Source organism: Serratia sp. (in: enterobacteria) (assembly GCF_051654945.1).
Classification (GTDB): domain Bacteria; phylum Pseudomonadota; class Gammaproteobacteria; order Enterobacterales; family Enterobacteriaceae; genus Chania.
In genome coordinates this window covers 111,261-133,515 of the sequence record NZ_JBOFZA010000072.1, presented here as the reverse complement: position 1 = coordinate 133,515, position 22,255 = coordinate 111,261, and the positions used below count along the sequence as shown (strand labels likewise).

The window sequence follows — 22,255 nt, the reverse complement described above, 5'->3', positions numbered from 1 at the left end:
TCAGGACGGATCTGAAGGGATATCTATGTCTAACGCTTTGCCACAGGGCCAGCATGGCCGGTTATCTCCATTGGCTATTGCCGTGTTATCGACTTTCTTTATGGGTAGTGTCAATGCCGGGACGGCGATTGATACAGAGACACCGCAAGAGGTCGCAAAGAATCTGGAGTTTGATACGTCGTTCCTGAATGTCGATGATGAAAAGTCGGTTGATCTCAGTCGTTTTGCCAATGGCTCCTCAGGCTTGCCAGGGATATATAAAACGGCTTTGTATATTAACAATCAGCCGATCAGCAACACCGATATTGAATTCAAGACGCGGGCGGATAAATCGGTTTATCCCTGTCTGACCCGCGATCTGATTAATAGCATTGCGTTTAATTACGCCAAGTTGCCGGCAGATTTTTTAAGCCAACAGAACCCGGGCGAACTCTGTCTGGATCTGCAACAAAAACTGCCGGAAGCCCAGGTCAATTACGACAGTAATGAACAACGCCTGGATATCGTCATCCCGCAGGTATACATGCTGAACACCGCCCGTGGCACCGTCAACCCAGAGTTGTGGGACAGCGGTGTCCCGGCCGTATTGCTTGGCTACAACGTCAATGGCTACACCAGCGAATCGCACGGCAGCAGCTATAACTCGCTGTTTGCCGGGGTAAACGCCGGGGTGAATGTCGGGGCCTGGTATTTGCGCCACAATGGCTCCTATAGCCGGATGGATAACGGTGAGAACCAATACAGCAACATCAATACCTATCTGCAGCGGGATATTCCGGCACTGAAGGCACGAGTATTGATGGGGCAGTCGAACACCACCGGGCAACTGTTCGACACCTTGGCGTTTACCGGCGTACAGCTGGCCAGTGACGAGCGGATGTTGCCGGAGTCTCAGCGCGGTTACGCGCCGGATATTCGTGGCATTGCGCGCACCAACGCCCGTGTCACCGTGCGCCAGAACGGCCAGGTGCTGTATGAAACCACGGTCACGCCGGGTGAGTTCCTGATCAACGATCTGTACCCGACCGGTTACGGCGGCAATCTGGACGTCAGGGTACGTGAATCCGACGGCACCGAACAGACCTTCAGCGTGCCTTATGCCTCGGTGGCACAGTTGTTACGCCCGGGGTCATCACGTTATTCGATTACCGCAGGTGAAGTACGCAGCGATAACCTGCGAGAGAAACCGGCGTTGTACCAGGCGACTTACCAGCTTGGCTTGACCAACGCGATCACCGGATATGGCGGCTTGCAGGCCAGCCAGGATTACTATGCGTTACAACTGGGGACGGCGGCGGGTACGCCCATCGGGGCACTGGCCTTCGACGTTACCCAGGCGGGGACGCGGCTGGATAACAGCACCGATGAAAATGGTCGACATCATCCAGGCAACCGTCTCAATGGGCAAAGCTATCAGGTGAGCTACAGCAAGCTGATCGGTGAAACCAACAGCAACCTGTCGCTGGCGGCCTACCGTTTCTCGACCGACGGTTACATGGACTTTATGACCGCGATGCAAACCCGTGATGCGGTGGCGCAGGGTTATTCGCCAGATGCGATTTCGCGGGCGAAAAACCGCCTGACGGTTACCGCCGGGCAGGGTCTGCCGGAAAACTGGGGCCAGCTGTATATCAGCGGCTCCTTGCAGAATTACTGGAATAAGGACGGTAGCGAGAAGCAGTACCAGGTGGGTTACAACAACCGTTACAAGAGTCTGTCTTACGGTTTGAGTGCCAACCGCAGTTTCTCCAGCCTGGGTACGGCGCAAACCAACTACCTGTTGAGTTTCAGCCTGCCGCTGGGGCGCGACGATCAGAAACACACGCCGCAGTTGCGGATGGATTTATCCCATGACAGCAGCGGGCGTTATGGCCAGCAAGCGACGGTGTCCGGTAGCGCCGGGCAGGAAAATCAGTTCAGCTACGGCGTGACGGCAATGAATGCCAATCAGGGCCAGGGGAGCAGTGGATCGGTAAGTGCGAACTACCGCAGCCCGGCTACCGCGCTGAGCGGGACTTACAGTACGGGTAAAGGTTATCAGAGCGCTTCAGCCGGGATGAACGGCACGGTGATTGGCCATGCGGGTGGCGTGACCTTTACGCCGTACACCTCTGACACTTTTGCGCTGGTAGAAGCCAAAGGGGCCGAAGGGGCCAAAGTCTCCTCGTATCCCGGAGTGAGCATCGACTCACGCGGTTATGCGGTAGTGCCGTACTTGAACCCGTACCAGATGAATGAAATCAGTATCGACCCGAAAGGCACGTCAACCCATGTTGAGCTGGACAGTACCAGCCAGAAAGTGGCACCGCATTCCGGGGCGGTAGTGAAAATGAAATACACCACCAAGCAGGGAACGGCCATCCTGATTGACTCGACTTACCAAGGGGAACCGGTGCCGTTCGGGGCCGATGTCTTCGACGGTAAGGGTAACAACGTGGGAACGGTGGGTCAGGGTGGGCAGCTCTATGCGCGCGTGGCACAAGACAAGGGCCAGCTGAGTGTGAAGTGGGGCGAAGGCAGCCAGATGCAATGCATGGTCAGCTATGTGCTGATGCCGATGGCCAAAGGGCAAAAGCAGGGGCAGATACAGCAGTTCAACTCGCCTTGCACGGCGACAGCACCGGCTATTTCTCCGCGAGCCAAACTGGCGAACAAAAATGCAACATCGGCGGTTAACCACGGTTAACGGCCAGGTATGACAACGATTTTCCTTGCTGGCATGGTTTGCCCGCAACAGGGGTTATGACAGATGAAGTTATCAATAAATAAACTAGCGGGTCTGCTCGGCGGTATTTTGTTAAGTGCTATCAGCACCAACAGTTGGGCCGTGGCCAACTGTTCGTTTCCTGCGGGCTCGACTCAAACGGAAACGGTGCCGTTGAGCCCACCGGTGATTTCTGCCGGGGCTGATATTCCCGTGGGTACGGTGCTTTATCAAGGTACCTGGTTGATGAAAAATACCTTGATGGAATGCCAGTGGACACAGGCGGACGTAGGTAAGTCATTTTGGTTCAGCAGCTCAACGCTGATTAACAATGCTCCGCTGCCGTTGAGCGGCTTGATGACCGGCCCGTTTGCGGGGGCCGTCTATCAAACCAATATTCCAGGGATCGGCGTGGTGATTTCACGCACCCCTGACGGCGATCCGGTCACAGTAAACAGACGTGCCGTGATCGCTGATACAGAGAACCCGATGAAGCAGGTTAGCAATGAATTAGGTGGCGCCTTGAATTTTGGCGGTTCTACTCGTTATGTCTCGCTGATTAAAACGGGGCCGATCACGCCCGGAAGCTTTACGATTAGCGGTGCAAATTTCCCGAGTATCAGAACGATGATTGAACAACCCGCGAATAGCCATCCTGGCTCGGTTGCCGTTACCGGGATCCCGTTTACTTTTTATAATATCAATTTCCAGGGAGCCCTGACGATCTCGACACAGACCTGCACCACGCCGGATGTGACGGTTGGATTGGGTTCTTATGATATCCGTGAGCATTTTAGCCGGGTTGGCTCGACCACGCCTTGGATTGACGCGTCTATCACTCTGACTAACTGCCCGACATTTTACGGTTTTTATAATGCGACCAATACCACATCATTGATGGATTACAACACGGGTAAAGCGACGGTTTCTACCCCACTGAATAACAGTGTTGGCGTGAGATTGGCACCGACGAGCAACGTGATCGATGCCGCCAATGGCGTGATGGCAATCGACTCGACGGTGTCTGGCGCGGCTTCAGGCGTAGGTATCCAGATCGGTTGGGGAGACAGTGCTCAAACGCCGACGCCATTTAACTTTGCTGCCGAACAAACGCAGGCACTACCGAAAGACGGCAGCCCGACGCTTCGTGTCCCGTTGGCTGCCCGTTATATTCAAACGGCTGACAATCCCACGCCAGGCAAGGCGAATGGCAAAGTGACGTTTACGGTCAACTATTATTAATACTTTAACCGTGATGCTGAGGCCATATGGGGATTTGCGATCCCCATATGGACCTGGCTTTTGATTATGCTTGCGTTGGCATGGAGGCCTTAAACATTTAAGCCTTACCAGTAAGAAAGTCAAAACACGCGGTGCCGATCTTCTTCATTAATTGTGCGGCCAAGGGGGTCAGACCTTGCTGTTGTCTGTAGATCAGGATATAGGTCGCCTCGGGGAGTTTCTCTTCGACAGGAACCACCGAGAGTCTATTCCTCAGCTGTTCTACATTGAGAATGGCCTTAGGTCCGATGAACAGATAGTCTTCATGCATGACCAACTGTTCGCCAATGGTCATTGAGTCACCATAAATCACCGTGTCTTCCTTACTTCTGCCCATCGGGAATATCATCCTCTCCAAATTTTTGTAGTAGCCCGTATTGGAATGAGGAAAGTACCACTTGGCACCCTGTAACTGGCTTAGTGACTGGCTATTGGCTAAAGGATGTCCTTTGCGGGCAATAACAAAAAACTCGGTCTTGATTGATTTTTCTATAAAAAATTCACTCATCGATATCTCGGGTGAGGCGATGCCAATGAAAAAATCCAACCGCCCCAAGCGTATAGATGTAATTAGCTCTGAGAGTTGTCCCTCTATGATCGTAATGGTAGCGGATGGGTTTTCGGCTTGAAACTTATTGATCAAAGAAGGCAGTACACTAAAAGCGGGTAAGTGTGAACAACCAAAAACGACAGAGCCTTGTGAAAGCTGGCTGATTTGCTGCAGTTCATCGACGGCTCTTTCTATATCATTAAGGATCAAGTTAACTCTGGATTCGAAAATACGCCCTATCTTGGTTAATACCATGCCCTGCGGGCCTCTGGATAATAGCGTTACGCCCAATATGCGTTCTAACTCTTGCATGCTCCGTGTCATGGCGGGCTGCGTTTGAAACAACGCTTGTGATGCCATGGTGATACTCCCATAGCGGACTATTGCCTGGAAGTTTCTGAGTTGATTAATCTTTGGAAGCTCTTTCATAATTCACCTGGTGACTTATAAATTGATGATTACCTGAGTGATTATTGTTAAATGCTCTTTTAATAGATCATAGACCGTCACGCAGGTTTATCAAGCAAGACAATGTTAAATCGTTATCTTGCTGACATGCTAATGAATGCATTCGGCTTTTTTTTGTCGAAAAAAGTGTGCAGTGAGTGTTATTTGCTTGGCAATCTGCGTGAGGGATGTATATCGAGGTTTGGCAGGGGGGCGTGCATGTTGCGTCCTTTTATTTATTATTGTTTCCTGTAATTAGCTATTGCGTAAACCGTGCATGGCTAGGTAATTATCACTTTCTCAGTATACAATTAATAGCGGGAGTTTCTTTTTGTTGTCCATAAATTACTTTTCAATTTTATAAAAAAAGATGGATAATAATAAAAGTGCGAAATTTAAACGGCATAGGGTTGGTATTTATGTCGTGTTAATAGACTTTTCCAATCAATTGCCGGGTGGTTGGCAGTATAAGATTATACTTATCGCCTGTGAATTAACTTATTTTTATCGGTAATGAAAAATTATTATATTAGCGCAGAGGGGACAACAACCCGATCCTGGCTACGGTGATGTACGAAGGTGGCGGGAGTGATCCCGCCAATAACGCAATCCTGAAAATTACAGGCCTTCGGCACTCAACGTTGCTGCTACCGCAGGGCGTGCCGCTACGCGATCGAAGTAAGCTGTCAGATGCGCGTGCTTTTGCAGATCAAACTGTAACGCCTTTGCCCAACGCAGCACGGTGAACAGATACGCATCCGCCACGCTGAAACGTTGGCCCAGCAGGTAATGCTGTTTCTCTAACACCGAGTCCATATAGCTGAACTGGCTGGCCAGTTTATCGCGGGCTATCGCTTTGTATTCGTCTGGCGTTTTCGGATTGAACAACGGGCTGAAGCCTTTATGCAACTCGGTGGCCACATAGTTCAGCCATTCGATCGCATGATAGCGGGAAAGTGTGCCAGCGGCCGGGATCAGGTTGCGATCCGGTACGCGATCCGCCAGGTATTGCACAATCGCAACGCCCTCGGTCAGCAGGCTGCCATCGTCAAGAACCAATGCCGGGACTTGCCCCTTCGGGTTGATCGCCAGATAGTCGGCACCACTTTCGGTTTTCTTCTGCGCTAAATCGACTTTCTCGACGGTGAAATCCAACCCGGCCTCACGCAGTACGATGTGAGGTGACAGGGAACAGGCGCCGGCTTTATAGAACAATTTCATCGAAAACTCCTTGATGGTGATGAAGGACAGGCAGGTTTAACCTCCCATCCTAGTCCTCGGCCGGAAAAATTACAGCGGTTTTGCCAACAATTTTTTTACTCCACCGGGACGAGTGGCTGCATCTGCGCCAATAAATCAGCAATCTGCTGCTGCAACGCCTGTGGCGCCGTTTGCATTGGCGAGCGCAGCTCATTGTTTATCAGCCCCTGCTGCGACAGCGCTGCTTTAACCGGGCCTGGATTCGGGTAGCTGAATATCTGGTGGATCATGGGTAACAGGGTATAGAAATTATCGCGAGCGGTGGCCAGATCGCCTTGTGCCACTTGTTCTACCAATGCGACAAAGCGTTCCGGATGCAGGTGAGCCGCAGCGGAAATCGCGCCGCGGCCACCGAGACACAGCGTGGTGAAAATTAAATTGTCTTCACCCGTCAGCACGTCGATGTCGCCATCGTGGATCAGCGCCATCGTGGTATCCAGGTTGCCGCCGCAGTCTTTAATCGCTTTGATTTGTGGATGGCGGGCGAGTTGGCGCAGCGTTGCCAGCTCAAAGGTTGCGCCGGTACGATAAGGTACGTTATACAAAATCACCGGTACACGAGAGGCATCGGCAAGGCGGGTAAAATATTCCACCAGGCCTGCCTGTGAAGGGCGAATATAGTACGGAGCAGGGATCAGCACGCCGGCAATGTCGCGCTGATGGATGGCCTGCTGCATCTGCAAGGTGTCCGTCATGTTGTTACCGGCCAGCCCCATGACCACCTGGCGGGCGGGCACCACCTCGAGAACGGCATCCAGCACGGCCAGCTGTTCCTCGTCACTCAGGGCCGCGGCTTCGCCAGTGGTACCGCAGACCACCACGCCAGCCACCCCCTTGGCGATCAAATGCTGAGCCAGCCTTTTCACGGCGGGGAAATCGACGTCGTGATGATTGAACGGGGTAACCAACGCAACCCAAATACCGGAAAATGAAGCCATGTAAAACTCCTTCTGTGAAAGATTAGAAGTCAGATGAGAAAACCAGAGAGGGGTAACGCGTTGCACACCATCCAGTCAGCTCATCTGACGGGACAGCACGCCCCGGTCAAATGAGCGACTGTTTCTTCGAAGTAACCGCCAGGATCCCACCAACGGTCAACGCGGTTTGCTGCGGTGTTGCCTGTTGGAGTAGATAGGTCATGGCGATCTCGTAACCAGTGAATGTCATTCGATAGTGGACAGGTCACGGCAGGCTGTCAATGGATAACTGGCTGATAATAGGGATATTAATAATGGCGGGGTGCAGATAAACCTGGCTTATGCAACCGAAACCCCGCCGCAGCGGGGTCTGATATCAACGGTGTGGACGCGTGCTGATGGAGGCGGTCCAACTGAAGGTCGCGCCTGTCGGTTGCGCCCGGTTGGCTTTGCGTTCTGCCCGGGTTGCTTTGGCAATCTTCTCGCGTGCGGCCATAATGCGATCGATGGCTTCGTCTTTAATTTTATTATGTTCGGAGTTGGTCAACTGACGATCGAGGTTTTTGCTTGCTCTGTCCAGATCGGTTTTTACTTCACGTTGTTCGCTTTCTGTCATTTCTTTCAGCGTTAGTCTCTTCATTTTGGCAACCTGTGTTGTGAAGTTGACTTTCAGTGTACAGGATTTATGGCAATAATAGTGCGCCGTAGCGATCAAACTTCTTCCAGCAGTTCGCTGCAAAAGCGAGGCATGCGTTCGGTGCGCAGTGCCGCCATCTGATGACCCGTCGCTGTCTGAAAACTTTCCTGTAGTGTGAACAACTTGGCTGCGAAGTGATCCAGCGTGAATCGCTCGTCAGCGTACTGGGGGTGAAGAGTGATTACTCGTTGCGAGGGTTGCCGTATTTGCTGTCGTACTCGCGCCGATAGCCGCGTGCCTTATTGCGATCGCGGATCCATAGATAACCACAAACCAGGGCGACCACGGTTGAAAACGAAACGTTACGCATATCCCGGTCATAGCAAAATACCAACAGTGCATCGAGTGCCGCAACCAGGGCAAACCACTTATACATGTGCGACTGCCGCCGCGTTGCGGCGTTGAGGCGTTTCAACTGTCTGGCTTCGTGCAAAACCGGCTTTTGCTGCATAGTCTCTCATCTTTAATCAGTCTCTAGCGGATAAATTAACAGAGTTTTCCCTTCGCCGTCATGACGGAAAAGCGTTGTTGAGGCACTTTCTGCAGCGGATGAAAAATCATGCGCTGACGGATTGAAATCGGCTAAAAACGTGATAGGTTATTTATTCACTATTTCCGACTTTATATTCAGCGGGTGACGATGGTTGTCAGAACCTGGCACGGCTGCGTGCCGCTTCAACATCGGCAAGGGTTTGCCGATCATTTAGCAGTCACAGGCGTCAAGCATGCTAATGGCATTGCGGGCAACCTTGGGGCGTTTGTCAGGCAAGAGGTGCAGGGAGACTACGCACATTTCTTTTTGGCAACCTATTGGACCTCGCTGGAGGCTATCAAATGTTTCGCCGGTGAGGCCTATCAGGTGGCGGTCACTTATCCGGATGACGAAGCCTTCGAGCTGATTTCCGATCCTTACGTGTTTCATCATCAGGTGGATGAAATCACTGAACTTTAACCTTGGGCAGGAGATAATGATGAGCAGCAAAACGGTACGTCCAGAAGAGATCGTGCAGCAGCAACTTGATGCCTACAATGCCCGTGATATCGATGCCTTTATGGCCTGCTGGGCCGATGATGCGCAGTATTACCAGCATCCGGATACGCTGCTTGCCCGAGGTAAAGGTGAAATCCGTGAGCGTCATATTGCCCGCTTCCTGGAACCCAGTCTGTACGGTGAGCGTATCAAACGGATGGTGGTGGAGAATCTGGTCATCGACCAGGAAGTGGTGACGCGCAATTTTCCCCAGGGACGCGGCAAGATGGACGTTATTGCCATCTACGAGATTGAGCAGGGGAAGATCGCCAAAGCCTGGTTCAAGATTGGCCCGTGTGAACTGGATGAGGGGGCGCTATAACGCCCCTCTGATTTACAGCGCCAAAATGGCTTCGATCTCAACGTTAAGGTCCGGGGAAAACAGGGCGCTGACGGCAACCAGTGAACTGGCGGGAAGTGCCCCGTCCAGATAGTCGAACAGTACGTCACGGATGGCGGCCAGATCGGCTATTTCGGTCAGAAAAACGGTGATCTTGATCAGCGATTTAAGATTGGTCCCTTCGCTGGCCGCCACGGCCGCCAGCTGTTCCAGTATGGCACGAGCCTGATCCTGTACCGGCTGCCCCTGGGCTTCGGTGGCAAAGGCCGTCAGGCCGGAAACGTATAACGTATCGGCGTGGCGTACCGCGTGGACATAGGGTCCACCTGGCTTGGGAAGTTTTGCATAATTGGTGCGTTTGATTAATGACATGATGACCCCACGAGATTGCCAAGAGCACGCACCAACCAGCGCGTGCAGCCGAAAGTTTTGCAGGATGCTGCTGGGTAATACTATCATCCCAAACAGTCGTTCTCGCAATTAAGGGTGCATAAGGGTGATCAACCAGGCATTTATTCCTTATCTGCAACGTTGGCAGCTTGAGCCAGACGGGCAAGCGTTTGAAACCCACAGTAGCCTGTTGATGCCGGTACGCTATCAAAGGATGCCGGCGATGCTGAAAATTGCCCGCGAACAGGAAGAAAAATTTGGCGGTCTGCTGATGTGCTGGTGGCGTGGAGAAGGCGCTGCGCGCGTGTTGGCCTGGCATGATGACGGCATTTTACTGGAAAGGGCCATGGGGCCGCTGTCTTTGGCTCAGTTGGTACGTAATGGTGAAGACCAACGGGCCACGGCCATTCTGTGCCAGGTGATTGCCCGTCTGCATGCGCCGCGAGATGAACCTTATCCTGACCTGATCCCTTTGCATCAATGGTTTAATGCTTTATGGCCCGCAGCGCAGGCTCATGGCGGTATGTTACGCCTGAGCGCTACTGCGGCGGCGGAGCTGCTGACCAGCCCCAGGGAGCAAGGGGTGCTGCATGGCGACATCCACCATGACAACGTGCTGGATTTTGCCGACCGCGGCTGGCTGGTGATCGATCCCAAGCGTTTGTATGGCGAACGCGGATTTGATTATGCCAATATCTTCTGCAACCCCAATTACGGTATTGCTACCGATCCCGATATATTCCATCGCCGTGTAGAACAGGTGTGCTCACTGGCGGGATTGGAACGCTGCCGTTTGCTGCAATGGATCCTGGCCTGGGCGGGGCTTTCCGCCGCCTGGTTTTTGGAAGATGGTGAGACGGCGGATATCGATTTCCGGGTCGCAGAACTGGCAGCACGCGCCTTGGGTATCGCGCTGCCGCAGGGCGATAGCGGATTTATCCTGCCGATTGTCGCAGAGCAATAGCTGGGTTCAACGCGTTTTACGCTGCGGTAATGAGAAAATGGCGTAAGCCAGCACCCCGCCAATCAGCCCCCAGAATGCCGCCCCCACATTTAACAACGTCAACCCGGAAGCGGTGATCAGAAAGGTGATCACCGCCGCGTCCCGCTGCTTATCATCTTGCAGTGCACGCTGCAAACTCCCGGCAATGGTACCTAATAACGCCAGCCCGGCGATGGTATGGATCAACGTTACTGGCAGCGCGCTGAACAGCATACCTATGGTGCCGCCGAACACTCCGGCCAACAGATAAAATCCACCGGCGGCCACGGCAGCCATATAACGGCGTTTAGGGTCGGGATGCACGTCCGGGCCCATGCAGATGGCGGCGGTAATGGCCGCAATACACACCGTGAAGCCGCCAAAAGGAGCCAGCACCAGCGCTGTCAGCGCGGTCCAACTGATCAAGGGCGAAGTAGGGACCTCATACCCGGCAGCCTTGAGAGTGGCGATGCCAGGCGCGTTCTGCGAGGCCATCGTCACGACAAAGAAAGGAATACCTATGCCCAGCAACGTAGACAGCGTGAAGTGCGGAGCGATAAATTCCGGTTTGGCGAAGGACAGCGTCTGCTGAGCGAAATGAATGTTACCCTGTAACGCCGCAATGGCCAGCCCGGCAAACAAGGTCAGCACTATGCCGTAACGCGGCAGGTAGCGGCGGGTGAACAGGTATACCAGGCACATCCCCGCGCTAAGCGAAAAATTGATCTGCAAGGAGGCAAAGGCGTCCAAACCAAAACGGAGCAAGATCCCGGCCAGCATTGCCGCCGATATGGCCTGCGGGATGTAGTTCATCAACTTGGCAAATAACCCAGTGACACCACAGAGCAGGATCAGGCCGCTGGCGAAAATAAACACCCCAATGGCCTCATTGAGCGGAGTGCCGGGCAGGCTGGTAACCAGCAACGCAGCGCCGGGTGTTGACCAGGCGGTGAGAATGGGGGTGCGGTAATAGAGCGATAGCCCCAACGAGGTGACGCCCATGCCCAGGCCAAGCATACTCAGCCAACCGCCAATCTGTAGCGGGCTGGCTCCTGCGGCAGCAGCGGCCTGAAAGATTATCGCGGCAGAACTGGTGTAACCCACCAGCACCGCTACAAAACCGGCGACAATGGCAGAAAAGGAGATATCACGTAATGAGAGTGCAGGACGCATAACCGCTCCCGGGCCTGTGTGCGTTATAACGTACGAATGAGGGCAGCATAGCATCGTGCGTTATAGCGCACAAGCGGGTATAATCGTCCAGACCTATCGGGAGAACAGCATGCAGGATCTTGGCAGCCATTTGGCGCAAACGTTGAAGTCATTACGTACACAGCGCGGTTGGAGCCTGAATCAGGCCGCCGAAAATACCGGCGTCAGCAAGGCGATGCTGGGGCAAATCGAACGGGGCGAATCCAGCCCAACGGTGGCGACGCTATGGAAAATTGCCACCGGGTTTAACGTCGCTTTTTCGGCCTTTCTTGAAACGGCACCGCTGCAACCGGCGGCGATGCTGCATCGCTACGGTGAGTTGCCGATGTTCAAGCAAGATAATGCCGATATGCGCGTAGTGCCGCTGTTTCCGTTCGATCGCCAATTGGGTTTTGATATGTTTGTGATCGACCTGGCTCCTGGCGCGGTAAGCGAATCTTCGGCACACGAGGCGGGCGTAATCGAACACGTTATCGTGATCAGTGGCCAGTTGGAGCTGGCGATTAACGGCAAGTGGCACAGCCTTGCCAGCGGTGAAGCCATGCGTTTCCAGGCAGACTGCCCACATGCGTATCACAATGCCAGCTCAGAGCCGGTACGTATCCACGATCTGATCCATTACCCACGGACTTGATCACTGAGTTGGCGCAGCATGCAGCGCCTCTACATTGGCAGTCAAGTGAGGTTTGGTCAAAAAAAACGCCGAAGCTAGGCTCCGGCGTTTCATGGTCAGATTACAGCAGGGATCAGAGAGCAGCAGCTTTCGCTTTTTCTGCCGTATCTTCTGCGGTATCCAGCGTCATACGGTACAGCTTCGGTGCGGTCAGCATCATCAACACGGCGATCACTGCGGTGGCGATACCAATCTGCATAAACACGTGGCTGTAGATGGCCAAAGAAGCGTGAGGGTCGTTGATGTCGCTTGGCACGGCGGTCAGGCCAGCGACTTTACCAGCGATCAGCGCGGCGGCAGCGGTGGTCAGGAACCAGGAGCCCATGATAAAGCCCATCAGGCGCTGTGGTACCAACTGGGCTACCATGGCCAGCCCCAGACCCGAGATCATCAGCTCACCGATACTCTGCAGCGCATAGCTCAAGATCAGCCAGTTAACGGAGACGATGCCCTGGTCATTAGCGAAGCTTGCACCCCACGGCAGCACCAGGAACGCGCCAGAGCACAGGATCATGCCAAAGGCAAACTTGTGCGGCATCGGCAGACGGTCACCCATCTTGTTATACAGTGCCGCGAGGAGAGGGCTGGCCAGCATGATCCAGAATGGGTTCAGTGCCTGGTACTGCTCCGGCTCAAAGGCGATCCCCAGAATATTGTGCTCAACGTTGTGGATAGCAAAGAAGTTCAGTGAGGTTGGCATCTGGCTGTACAACACGAAGAACACGACCGCTTCGAGCATCAGCAGGAAGGCCACGATCATTTTACGACGTGCGGCACCGTGCAAGGCGAAGGTTTCCTTGGCGAACACGATGACGATACCCACGGAAACGATAGCCAGCGCTACGCGCGCAATAATCTGGTTGTGCAGCAACCAGCTGGAAATCGCCACCAAGGCCACCACGCCAACGATCACCATCAGCAGTTTCTGGATTTGCAGCGGCTTAAAGTCCGGTTTGGAACCGTATTGCTTAACCCAGCCGTGGCACATCATAAAGTTGACCAGGGTGATCAACATGCCCACCACGCTCAGCGAGAAAGCCACGCTCCAGCCATATTTGGCCGCTAACCATGGCGTTGCCAGCATGGAGAAGAATGAACCGATGTTGACGGACATATAGTACATAGTAAATGCACCGTCCAAACGCGGGTCGTCTTTCTCATAGCAGGTCGACAGCAGGGAAGAAGGGTTGGCTTTAAACAGGCCGCTACCTACGGCGATGGTAGCCATCCCCAGGTATACCCAGAAGATGTCATGGCCAGAATAAGCCACCATGGCGTAACCGGCGGCCAGCACGATGGCACCCAACACGATCACCCGCTTGGAGCCGAGAACTTTATCCCCCAGCCAGCCACCAATGGCCACGAAACCGTAGACCAGCGCACTGAATGAGGAGAACAGCGTAATCGAGTCGGCTTCACTCAGGCCAAGCATTTTGACCAGGTAGACGGCCATGATGCCTTGCAGACCGTAGTAGCCGAAACGTTCCCAGAGTTCAATCGAGAAGATCAGGTAGAAGGCCTTAGGTTGCTTAAACGCGTTAAGGCTAATGTTGTCCGAAGAATTGTTGTTTGCAGTTGACACTGGTACCTCTGATTTTTCACTACCCGAATTGTCACGACGGGAAATTGCAGAATGTGATGCTGGGCTGCACCCTTCTGCATTGTTATAGGATTAATGCCGGCGGTTAATGTTCACTATCTTTGTCAACGTGGCAAGCTTTTTGACATGTTCTGTTACATATAACATTAACAACGCCATGTAACTATGTTGCAAATGTTATGCAGTATTAACGTTTGTCATTTTTAAATTTGCCGAGTTTTTGTTTTGATTAAAAGCCAACCGGAATTAATTTAGTTATATCTTCTGCTATTTTGCAAATATCCAGTCCATATCAATGCCTGGTGGTGATTGGGCCTTGGTTTGTCGTGCATAACTTGGTTTGAGTGAAATTTTAGAAAATAGAGGATACGCCGATGCGATTTGTAAATGGGATGTGAACATCAAGACGTGAGCTTAACCACAATTTTTGACTAATTTTAGGGTTGAAAATATCGAAAACAACGGGTTTGTAGCGAAATCCCGCATGCAACCAAGGTTAATGCTGTCTGAAGTCACATTTTTGATAAAAAACCGCAGAGAGGGGACGCGGGCACGGATCGCCATGCCCGCCAAGCTTAGTTCAATGGATAAACTTTCTCTTTAAACTCGCACAGGTCTTCGATAATGCATGAGCCGCAGCGCGGTTTGCGCGCAATACAGGTGTAACGGCCGTGCAAGATAAACCAGTGATGACAGTCGACCTTAAACTCGGCGGGAACCACTTTCAGCAGTTTTTCCTCCACCTGTTCAACGGTTTTCCCTGGGGCGAAGTGGGTACGATTACAGACGCGGAAAATATGGGTATCAACGGCAATGGTTGGCCAACCAAAGGCGGTGTTCAGCACCACGTTGGCCGTTTTACGCCCCACGCCAGGCAGGGCTTCGAGTGCGGCACGATCTTCTGGTACCTGACCCTCATGCTGTTCCAGCAGGATGCGGCAGGTTTTAATGACGTTCTCGGCTTTGCTGTTAAACAGGCCGATGGTTTTGATGTACTCTTTGACGCCGTCAACTCCCAACGCCAGTATGGCCGCCGGCGTGTTGGCAACCGGGTAGAGCTTGGCCGTGGCCTTGTTCACGCTGACGTCAGTTGCCTGCGCAGAGAGCAGCACGGAAATCAACAGCTCAAAAGGCGTGGTATACACCAGCTCGGTGGTCGGGTGTGGATCGTTATCCCGCAGGCGGGTGAGGATCTCCAGGCGTTTCTCTTTATTCATAGCGCTTTCTCAACGTGTCCCTGTTCCAGGTTAGTTTCAACTGCCAAGGCCTTGGCTTTACGCGCCTTCATTTTCTCGTCAATCAGATACTTGGTTGCCAGCATCAATCCCAGACCGATAAAGGCCCCCGGTGGCAGCATGGCCAGCAGGAAAGGGGTGTCGAAATGGACAATCTCGATGCGCAACACTTTGGCCCAACCGCCCAACAACAGGTCGGCGCCATCAAACAGCGTGCCGTTACCAATCAGCTCACGTAGCGAGCCCAGCACAAACATGGCGCTGGTCGCGCCAAGCCCGATGGCCATCCCGTCGATCAACGCCAAGCCTACCGGTTTTCGTGCCGCCACCGCCTCAGCCCGGCCAACCACGATACAGTTGGTGACGATCAGCGGGATAAAAATCCCCAAAGACTGATACAGGCCGAAGGCGTAGGCGTTGATCAGCATCTGCACGATACTGACCGCAGCGGCAATGATCATCACGTAAATCGGAATGCGCACCTCACTCGGGATCCAGCGGCGCAGGGCCGAAATGGAACCGTTGGTAATGGTCAGCACCAGCGTTGTAGCCAGCCCCAGGCCCAAGGCGTTGGTCGCCGTAGAGGTGACTGCCAGCAGCGGGCATAGCCCCAATAATTGCACTAATGCGGAGTTGTTTTTCCACAACCCCTGCACGATTAACTCTTTGGCTTCACTCATTCGCTGGCTCCGCAAGCAGGCAAGGTATCCAGTTTAGGCGGCAGCGTCTCCATAAACAACGCCGTACGACGCACGGCGTTGACTACGGCTCGCGGGGTGATCGTCGCCCCGGTGAACTGATCAAACATGCCGCCGTCTTTTTTTACTGCCCAACGCTTATCATCCGGGCCGTCGATCTTTTTACCGCTAAAGAAGGTGATCCAGTCGGTGATACGTAATTCAATTTTGTCGCCCAGCCCAGGCGTTTCGTGATGTTCTATCACCCGGCTTCCCAGCACCGTGCCGTTAAAATCGGCCCCAACCAGCAGCTGGATCGCCCCAGAATAACCGTCGGGAGCGGTGGTTTCCAATGCGGCCGCTACCAGTTGGCCATTTTTGCGCGCCAGATACAGATGGTGCGGTGCGTCGTTGCCTAGCGCCGGATCGCTGACCAGCAGGCATTCGCTCTGCATATCGTTGTCATAATGCTCGGGTGGAACCACCTGGTCCAGCAGCGCTTTCTGTTGCAGCGCTGCCTGGTGGGCAATAGTGGTTTTGGTTAGTTGGTACACCACGGCGGTCAGGCCGGTGGTGACCGCGGCAAACACGGCCAGTGTGGTGCCATGCTTTCTCATGGAATTAAGCATATTGACTCCTCAACGGTGGCCATACACGCGCGGTTGCGTGTAATGATCGATCAACGGAACGGTAATGTTGGCCAGCAGCACGGCAAAGGCGACGCCGTCCGGGTACCCGCCATACACACGGATCAACCAGACCAGCAAACCCACCAGGCCGCCATAAATCAGCCGCCCTTTAGGCGTCGTGGAGGCGCTGACCGGGTCGGTGGCAATAAAGAATGCCCCCAACATGGTTGCCCCGGAGAACAGGTGGATCAGTGGGGAAGCCTGATGGGCTGGATCCAACGTCCAGGCCAGGCCTGAGCACAGGGCAATCACGGCCAGCATGCTGAACGGGATTTGCCAGTGGATCAGCTTACGCCCCAGCATAAACAGCCCACCGAGCAGGAAGCCCAGGTTAATCCACTGCCAGCCGATACCGGCCAGCGTACCGCCGAACAGCGGTTGCTGGAGCACCTGCTCCACCGAATGACCACTACGCAGGCCGGTTTTAAAGCCGTCTAATGGCGTTGCCTGGCTGATGCCATCGACACCCATCTGCAACTCGTGCAGGGTGGCACCCTGAGCGGTGTGGCCGCTGAAAATAGCCAGCAAGGTATCCGGTAGGGTCAGGGCGGTTGCGCGCAGTTCATCAGGCGGTAGCCAACTGGTCATCTGGACCGGGAAAGAGATTAACAGCACCACGTAACCCACCATGGCCGGGTTGAACGGGTTTTGCCCCAGTCCACCGTACAGCTGTTTGGCGATCACAATGGCGAAAAAGGTACCGATAACGATCATCCACCAAGGAGCCAGCGGCGGCAGGCTGATACCCAACAGCAACGCGGTGAGCAGGGCGGAGTTATCCGCCAGCCGTGCTTTTACCGGCTGTTTGCGCAGGGCAAGAATGGCGGCTTCGGCGCCGAGGGCCGTCACCATCGCCAGTGCGGTCTGGATAAGGTTGCCATAGCCAAAAAACCACAGCTGTGCGGCCATGCCAGGAATGCAGGCCAGCATAACCCACAGCATGATACGGCTGGTGCTTTGCTGGTTATGGGTAAACGGAGAGCTGGCGATGTGTAAGCCCTTGGGGGCTGCCTGTTGTACCGGCCTGAACTTCATAGAATAACTACCATTTCTTTGCCATGTTAATCAGTGCATTCACGGTGCGGGCACCGGGGGAAATTACAGCGCTGCATTCTACCTCAATCATATGCCGGGTAATACGTGCTAATCATGGGGATATTCAGGTTTTAGCCTCTATCTGAGGAGAAGGCGCACAAATGTAGGCTGTTTTCCACACTGAGATTAATCTATTTAACGTCCAAGACAGGCAGTAAGGGTTGGCTTGGGCATGATTTAGCTGTTATTTTTGGACGGCTTTTCGCACGAAATAACAACTTTTATATAATTAACGTAGGTTACTATCCCGGCTATTATTGGAGTAGTGAACAGATAATAATGACTAATGAAGATATTTTATTTATTGAAGAGCTGATTGAATGGGTTGAAATCCATCTGGAGACGCGGCCAAACCTCGATGAGGTTGCGCGTATCTCCGGTTATTCCAAATGGCACCTGCAGCGTAAGTTCAAACGGATCACCGGCATTCAACTTGCCACCTATATTCGCTCTCGTATTCTTACCCGGGCGGCTGTTGCGTTGCGCATCACGAACCGTACGATTATCGATATCTCCGATGAACTCGGTTTTGATTCACAGCAAACCTTCACCCGGATGTTTAAGCAGCGTTTTGGCATCACGCCTAACCGTTACCGCACCATGGATAAATGGGATGTGAAGAGCCTGATGCCGCGCTTCGACTTTGAAGCGGTGTACGAGGCCGGTTTTTACCCGGAAATACAACGGCTGAGGTTGCCGGATACGCATTTGGTCGGGTTTACGCGCGAGTTGGAGTTTGATGCCGGGCAGGAGATAGCCGTTTCTTCCTGTATCGCCATGAAGGGTGAAATCTTCAATGACTTCTTCAAAGGGTTGAATATGGAGTGCCACAAGGTTTACAGCATTCATTCAGCCCCTCAGCGTAGTGATGGCGAATGCTCGGTCGCGCATACGATGGCGGTGGAGCCGGAATTTAAAAAAGACATTCTGTCCGGCCACAAGATTGACGACATTCATCTGCCAACGCGTGAATATATTGCTATCGCCCATCAGGGGACGGCCAAAGAGTGCGTGAAATTTGTCTCTTATCTGATCTCACATGTGATGCCAGGGTTGCGTAACGAAGTGCGTGGGAGCGTGGAGATGGAGATGATCGAAGCCAAGGCGTGGAACCAGGATGCCAAATTGCGTCAGATCGATGTCAATTACACCTACCTGATTTCTATTGATTAAAGCGGGGTCTATGACCCCGCTTTAATCACTCTTTATCTACCGTTGCCAACTGCTGAGCAGCCTTTTTCGCCTTCACGCGGGCTAACGCTGCGGCAACCGCAGCCTTGCGAGGATCTTCAGTCTCAACCGTGGGTTCTGGCTGCGCAGCCGCTTCCTGCTGCGCCGCTTTCTTCGCTTTCACGCGGGCCAATGCTGCAGCAACCGCCGCCTTGCGGGGATCTTCTGCCTCAACCGTGGATTCTGGTTGCGCAGTCGCTTCCTGCTGCTGCGCCGCTTTTTTTGCTTTCACACGGGCTAATGCTGCGGCAACTGCGGCCTTGCGGGGATCTTCAGGCTCAGCGGTTGCTACCACGCTGTCAGCGTCTTGCGTCTGTGCCGCTTTCTTGGCTTTGACTCGAGCCAATGCCGCAGCCACGGCTGCTTTGCGTGGGTCTTCCTCTTGCCCGGCTGGTCGCGCAGAAATTTCATTTGCCTGCTCAAGCTTGCGCTCTCTGGCCTGTGCCTTACGCGCTTCGCGAGCAGCAATGGCGGCGCTGTTGTCCGGCTCCTGCCCGTTAACGGCGATGCCGGCAGCTTCACTGTTTTTACTGCGCACGCGAGCCAGCGCCGCCTGAACGGCATCTTGATCGCTATCGGTCAGTTTCACCGCGGCTTTTTTATGCCGCTCTTCGCGTGCCAGTTTCTCTCGCTCTAAACGAGCCTGCTTGGCTTCATAACGCGCCTTGGCTTCGGCGGTACGCGCCGCTTCCTGATCCAACGCGTTAATTTCGGCCTTCTCCTGGCGATAATATTGCACTAACGGAATATTGCTAGGGCAGACGTAGGCACAGGCACCACATTCGATGCAGTCGAACAGATTGTGCTGGCGCGCCTTCTCGTGTTCTTCGCCACGGCTGAACCAGTAAAGCTGCTGTGGCAGCAGCCCGGCAGGGCAGGCATCAACACACAGGCCACAGCGGATACAGGATTGCTCCGGTTCCTGCACGGCCATTTCGTCAACCGTAGGGGCCAGCAAGCAGTTGCTGATTTTGACGATCGGTACGTTCAGCGCGGGCAGCGTAAAGCCCATCAGTGGGCCACCCATGACCACCATCTGCTGGGGTTGAGGCTGATAACCGCCAAAGGCCAGCAAGTGTTGTACCGGCGTACCGAGGCGGGCCCAGACGTTGCCCGGTTGACTCATGGCCTCGCCGGTCAAGGTGACGACGCGTTCAATCAACGGCTCGCCATCGACAATCGCCCGCTTGATGGCAAAGGCGGTGCCCACGTTCTGCATCAGCACGCCGATGGTGGACGAGCGCTTGCCGTGAGGCACTTCTTTGCCCGTCAGGATCTTGGTTAACTGTTTAGCCCCGCCGGAAGGGTATTTGGTAGGGATCACCCGCAGGACGATATCATTCTGCCCGCGCAAGGCGACTTGCAAGGCGGCGATGGCTTCCGGTTTGTTATCTTCGATGCCGATCAGCGTCACCTTGGGTTGCAACAGGTGGCGCAGGATCTGGGTGCCCTCGATAATTTGCGCGGCCTGCTCTTGCATCAACCGATCGTCGGCGGTGATGTAAGGCTCGCATTCGGCGGCGTTGAGGATCAGCGTTTCTACTTCTTCACGCCCGCCTTGCAGCTTGCTGGCCGTCGGGAAACCCGCGCCCCCCAGACCGGCAATCCCGGCCTGATGAATACGTTGGATCAGCTCTGCCGCATCCAGTTGGCGATAGTCGGACACCGGCGTTAATTCGCACCAACGATCTTCCCCGTCAGGGTCGATAATGACGCACAGCTCTGCCAGCCCTGAAGGGTGGGCGGTAACGTGAGGCTCAATGGCGCGGATAGTGCCGGAGGTGGGCGCATGTACCGGTAAGGTGCGGCCACGGCCAAAGGTCAGTGGTTGACCTTTCAGGACGTGGTCACCGGCTTTGACGCACAGCTCACCTTCCGGCCCCAAATGCTGCTGCAAGGGGACGATAAAAATTTCTGGCAGGGGAGCCACGCGCAGTGGCACACCGCTGGACTGGGTCTTCATTTCTGGCGGATGGATACCGCCGTCAAAGTCCCAGATCCGATCTTTTTTCATAGCGGCGAACAGATTAAACATGTTGCTCCACGGGGATCACTTGCACCGGAATGGTTTTCATATCCCATTTCCAACTGGCGGTCGTGGTGGCGACCGGTTTCATTTCAATACAATCGGTTGGGCAGGGTGCAACGCACAGATCGCAGCCGGTACAGAGATCGGTAATGACCGTATGCATGGCGCGGGTAGCGCCCACGATGGCGTCGACCGGGCAGGCCTGAATACACTTGGTACAGCCGATACAATTGGCTTCGTCGATAAAGGCGACCTTGCGTACAGGTTCGGCCACGGCGGCACCGCCATCCAGCGGTTGTGGCTCGACATTAAGTAACTCGGCCAGTTTGAGCATGACCTGCTCGCCGCCAGGCGCACACTTGTTGATCATCTCACCGTTGGCCACGGCCTCGGCATATGGGCGGCAGCCGGGATAACCGCATTGGCCACACTGGCTCTGCGGCAGGATCTCGTCGATCTGTTCGGCAACCGGATCTTCTTCCACTTCAAAGCGGCGCGCGGCAAAGCCCAGCACCAGACCAAACAGCAGGCCCAGAGCGCTTAATGCCGCCACCGCAATCCACAACGCAGTCATTAGAATCGCACCAGCCCGGTAAAGCCCATAAAGGCCAGAGACATCAGGCCAGCGGTGATCAGGGCGATGGAAGAACCGCGAAACGGTGCGGGAACATCGGCCACGGCCAGGCGTTCACGGATGGCAGCAAACAGCACCATCACCAACGAGAAGCCCGCGGCGGCACTGAAGCCATATACCGCAGATTGCAGGAAGTTATACCCCAGGTTGACGTTGAGCAGCGCCACGCCCAATACGGCACAGTTGGTGGTGATCAACGGCAGGAAAATCCCCAGCAGGCGATACAGCGCCGGGCTGGTTTTACGCACCACCATTTCGGTGAACTGCACCACCACGGCGATCACCAGGATAAACGACAGCGTACGCAGGTAGACCAAATCCAGCGGGATCAGGATGAAGCTGTTGATCAGCCAGGCGCAGACCGAGGCCAGCGTCATCACAAAAGTGGTCGCCATGCCCATGCCGATGGCACTTTCCAGTTTTTTGGAAACGCCCATAAAGGGGCACAGGCCCAGGAATTTCACCAGGACAAAGTTGTTCACCAGTACGGTGCCAACAAACAACAGCAGGTATTCGGTCATTGCAAGGCCTAAAAAAAGAAAAGCCGCCTATTATCGGGAATCAGCGGCGTAACGACAACATA

Annotated in this window: 22 protein-coding genes; 7 read left to right on the top strand and 15 right to left on the bottom strand. The window is 54.1% G+C overall.

Annotated elements, in window-relative coordinates; all coding sequences use genetic code 11:
- Positions 1-25 precede the first annotated feature (25 nt).
- Positions 26-2,686: a fimbria/pilus outer membrane usher protein gene (locus ACRDCA_RS11055; RefSeq protein ID WP_438689552.1), complete on the top strand. Its 2,661-nt coding sequence runs from the start codon at positions 26-28 to the stop codon at positions 2,684-2,686.
- Between the two features lie 63 nt (positions 2,687-2,749).
- The gene (locus ACRDCA_RS11050; RefSeq protein ID WP_438689551.1) at positions 2,750-3,946 is read left to right on the top strand and encodes a fimbrial protein; all 1,197 of its coding nucleotides are present in this window, start codon (positions 2,750-2,752) and stop codon (positions 3,944-3,946) included.
- Positions 3,947-4,043: 97 nt separating this feature from the next.
- On the opposite strand, the gene ACRDCA_RS11045 is transcribed toward ACRDCA_RS11050, so the two are convergent.
- The 5 genes from ACRDCA_RS11045 to ACRDCA_RS11025 all read right to left on the bottom strand — a co-directional run bounded on the left by ACRDCA_RS11045 (position 4,044) and on the right by ACRDCA_RS11025 (position 8,307).
- Complete coding sequence (locus ACRDCA_RS11045) at positions 4,044-4,964, bottom strand: LysR substrate-binding domain-containing protein (protein ID WP_438689550.1); 921 nt, start codon at positions 4,962-4,964, stop codon at positions 4,044-4,046.
- A 636-nt stretch (positions 4,965-5,600) separates the two neighbouring features.
- Positions 5,601-6,203, bottom strand: coding sequence for a glutathione transferase GstA (gene gstA, locus ACRDCA_RS11040; RefSeq protein WP_438689549.1), 603 nt, complete (start codon positions 6,201-6,203; stop codon positions 5,601-5,603).
- A gap of 95 nt (positions 6,204-6,298) precedes the next feature.
- Positions 6,299-7,180 (bottom strand): 4-hydroxy-tetrahydrodipicolinate synthase, encoded by an 882-nt coding sequence (gene dapA / locus ACRDCA_RS11035; RefSeq protein WP_438689548.1) that lies wholly within the window; start codon positions 7,178-7,180, stop codon positions 6,299-6,301.
- A 355-nt stretch (positions 7,181-7,535) separates the two neighbouring features.
- A complete protein-coding gene (locus ACRDCA_RS11030; protein WP_438689547.1) occupies positions 7,536-7,799 on the bottom strand; it encodes a DUF3811 domain-containing protein in 264 nt (87 codons plus the stop codon).
- Between the two features lie 238 nt (positions 7,800-8,037).
- The gene (locus ACRDCA_RS11025) at positions 8,038-8,307 is read right to left on the bottom strand and encodes a hypothetical protein (protein ID WP_438689546.1); all 270 of its coding nucleotides are present in this window, start codon (positions 8,305-8,307) and stop codon (positions 8,038-8,040) included.
- 189 nt (positions 8,308-8,496) lie between these two features.
- Between ACRDCA_RS11025 and ACRDCA_RS11020 the strand changes: the two genes are divergently transcribed.
- Positions 8,497-8,808: a hypothetical protein gene (locus ACRDCA_RS11020; RefSeq protein WP_438689545.1), complete on the top strand. Its 312-nt coding sequence runs from the start codon at positions 8,497-8,499 to the stop codon at positions 8,806-8,808.
- A 19-nt stretch (positions 8,809-8,827) separates the two neighbouring features.
- Positions 8,828-9,208: a nuclear transport factor 2 family protein gene (locus tag ACRDCA_RS11015; RefSeq protein ID WP_438690142.1), complete on the top strand. Its 381-nt coding sequence runs from the start codon at positions 8,828-8,830 to the stop codon at positions 9,206-9,208.
- Between the two features lie 12 nt (positions 9,209-9,220).
- Here the strand turns inward: ACRDCA_RS11015 and ACRDCA_RS11010 are convergent, their stop codons facing one another.
- Positions 9,221-9,598, bottom strand: coding sequence for a RidA family protein (locus tag ACRDCA_RS11010; protein ID WP_438689544.1), 378 nt, complete (start codon positions 9,596-9,598; stop codon positions 9,221-9,223).
- Positions 9,599-9,725: 127 nt separating this feature from the next.
- Between ACRDCA_RS11010 and ACRDCA_RS11005 the strand changes: the two genes are divergently transcribed.
- On the top strand, positions 9,726-10,580 hold the full coding sequence (locus ACRDCA_RS11005) for an aminoglycoside phosphotransferase family protein (RefSeq protein ID WP_438690141.1): 855 nt from the start codon (positions 9,726-9,728) through the stop codon (positions 10,578-10,580).
- Between the two features lie 6 nt (positions 10,581-10,586).
- Here the strand turns inward: ACRDCA_RS11005 and ACRDCA_RS11000 are convergent, their stop codons facing one another.
- A complete protein-coding gene (locus ACRDCA_RS11000; RefSeq protein WP_438689543.1) occupies positions 10,587-11,771 on the bottom strand; it encodes a benzoate/H(+) symporter BenE family transporter in 1,185 nt (394 codons plus the stop codon).
- 109 nt (positions 11,772-11,880) lie between these two features.
- Between ACRDCA_RS11000 and ACRDCA_RS10995 the strand changes: the two genes are divergently transcribed.
- Positions 11,881-12,444, top strand: coding sequence for a helix-turn-helix domain-containing protein (locus ACRDCA_RS10995; RefSeq protein WP_438689542.1), 564 nt, complete (start codon positions 11,881-11,883; stop codon positions 12,442-12,444).
- Between the two features lie 112 nt (positions 12,445-12,556).
- Here the strand turns inward: ACRDCA_RS10995 and dtpA are convergent, their stop codons facing one another.
- The 5 genes from dtpA to rsxD all read right to left on the bottom strand — a co-directional run bounded on the left by dtpA (position 12,557) and on the right by rsxD (position 17,719).
- Entirely contained in the window at positions 12,557-14,065 is a 1,509-nt protein-coding gene (gene dtpA, locus ACRDCA_RS10990; protein WP_438689541.1) for a dipeptide/tripeptide permease DtpA, read from the bottom strand.
- A gap of 593 nt (positions 14,066-14,658) precedes the next feature.
- On the bottom strand, positions 14,659-15,300 hold the full coding sequence (gene nth, locus ACRDCA_RS10985; protein ID WP_438689540.1) for an endonuclease III: 642 nt from the start codon (positions 15,298-15,300) through the stop codon (positions 14,659-14,661).
- Positions 15,297-15,998, bottom strand: coding sequence for an electron transport complex subunit E (locus ACRDCA_RS10980; RefSeq protein ID WP_438689539.1), 702 nt, complete (start codon positions 15,996-15,998; stop codon positions 15,297-15,299). Before ACRDCA_RS10980 ends, nth begins: the two co-directional genes overlap by 4 nt.
- Positions 15,995-16,624: an electron transport complex subunit RsxG gene (gene rsxG, locus ACRDCA_RS10975; protein ID WP_438689538.1), complete on the bottom strand. Its 630-nt coding sequence runs from the start codon at positions 16,622-16,624 to the stop codon at positions 15,995-15,997. Before rsxG ends, ACRDCA_RS10980 begins: the two co-directional genes overlap by 4 nt.
- A 9-nt stretch (positions 16,625-16,633) precedes the next feature.
- The gene (gene rsxD / locus ACRDCA_RS10970; protein ID WP_438689537.1) at positions 16,634-17,719 is read right to left on the bottom strand and encodes an electron transport complex subunit RsxD; all 1,086 of its coding nucleotides are present in this window, start codon (positions 17,717-17,719) and stop codon (positions 16,634-16,636) included.
- Between the two features lie 339 nt (positions 17,720-18,058).
- Between rsxD and ACRDCA_RS10965 the strand changes: the two genes are divergently transcribed.
- Positions 18,059-18,952: a helix-turn-helix domain-containing protein gene (locus ACRDCA_RS10965; protein WP_438689536.1), complete on the top strand. Its 894-nt coding sequence runs from the start codon at positions 18,059-18,061 to the stop codon at positions 18,950-18,952.
- A gap of 25 nt (positions 18,953-18,977) precedes the next feature.
- On the opposite strand, the gene rsxC is transcribed toward ACRDCA_RS10965, so the two are convergent.
- The 3 genes from rsxC to rsxA are packed head-to-tail and all read right to left on the bottom strand — an operon-like array spanning position 18,978 to position 22,193.
- Positions 18,978-21,044 carry an electron transport complex subunit RsxC gene (gene rsxC, locus ACRDCA_RS10960; RefSeq protein ID WP_438689535.1) on the bottom strand — a complete coding sequence of 689 codons (2,067 nt, stop codon included), beginning with the start codon at positions 21,042-21,044 and terminating at the stop codon, positions 18,978-18,980.
- Positions 21,037-21,612 carry an electron transport complex subunit RsxB gene (rsxB, locus tag ACRDCA_RS10955; protein WP_438689534.1) on the bottom strand — a complete coding sequence of 192 codons (576 nt, stop codon included), beginning with the start codon at positions 21,610-21,612 and terminating at the stop codon, positions 21,037-21,039. The genes rsxC and rsxB overlap by 8 nt, the downstream gene beginning before the upstream one ends.
- Complete coding sequence (gene rsxA / locus ACRDCA_RS10950; RefSeq protein ID WP_021178056.1) at positions 21,612-22,193, bottom strand: electron transport complex subunit RsxA; 582 nt, start codon at positions 22,191-22,193, stop codon at positions 21,612-21,614. Before rsxA ends, rsxB begins: the two co-directional genes overlap by 1 nt.
- Positions 22,194-22,255: the final 62 nt, after the last annotated feature.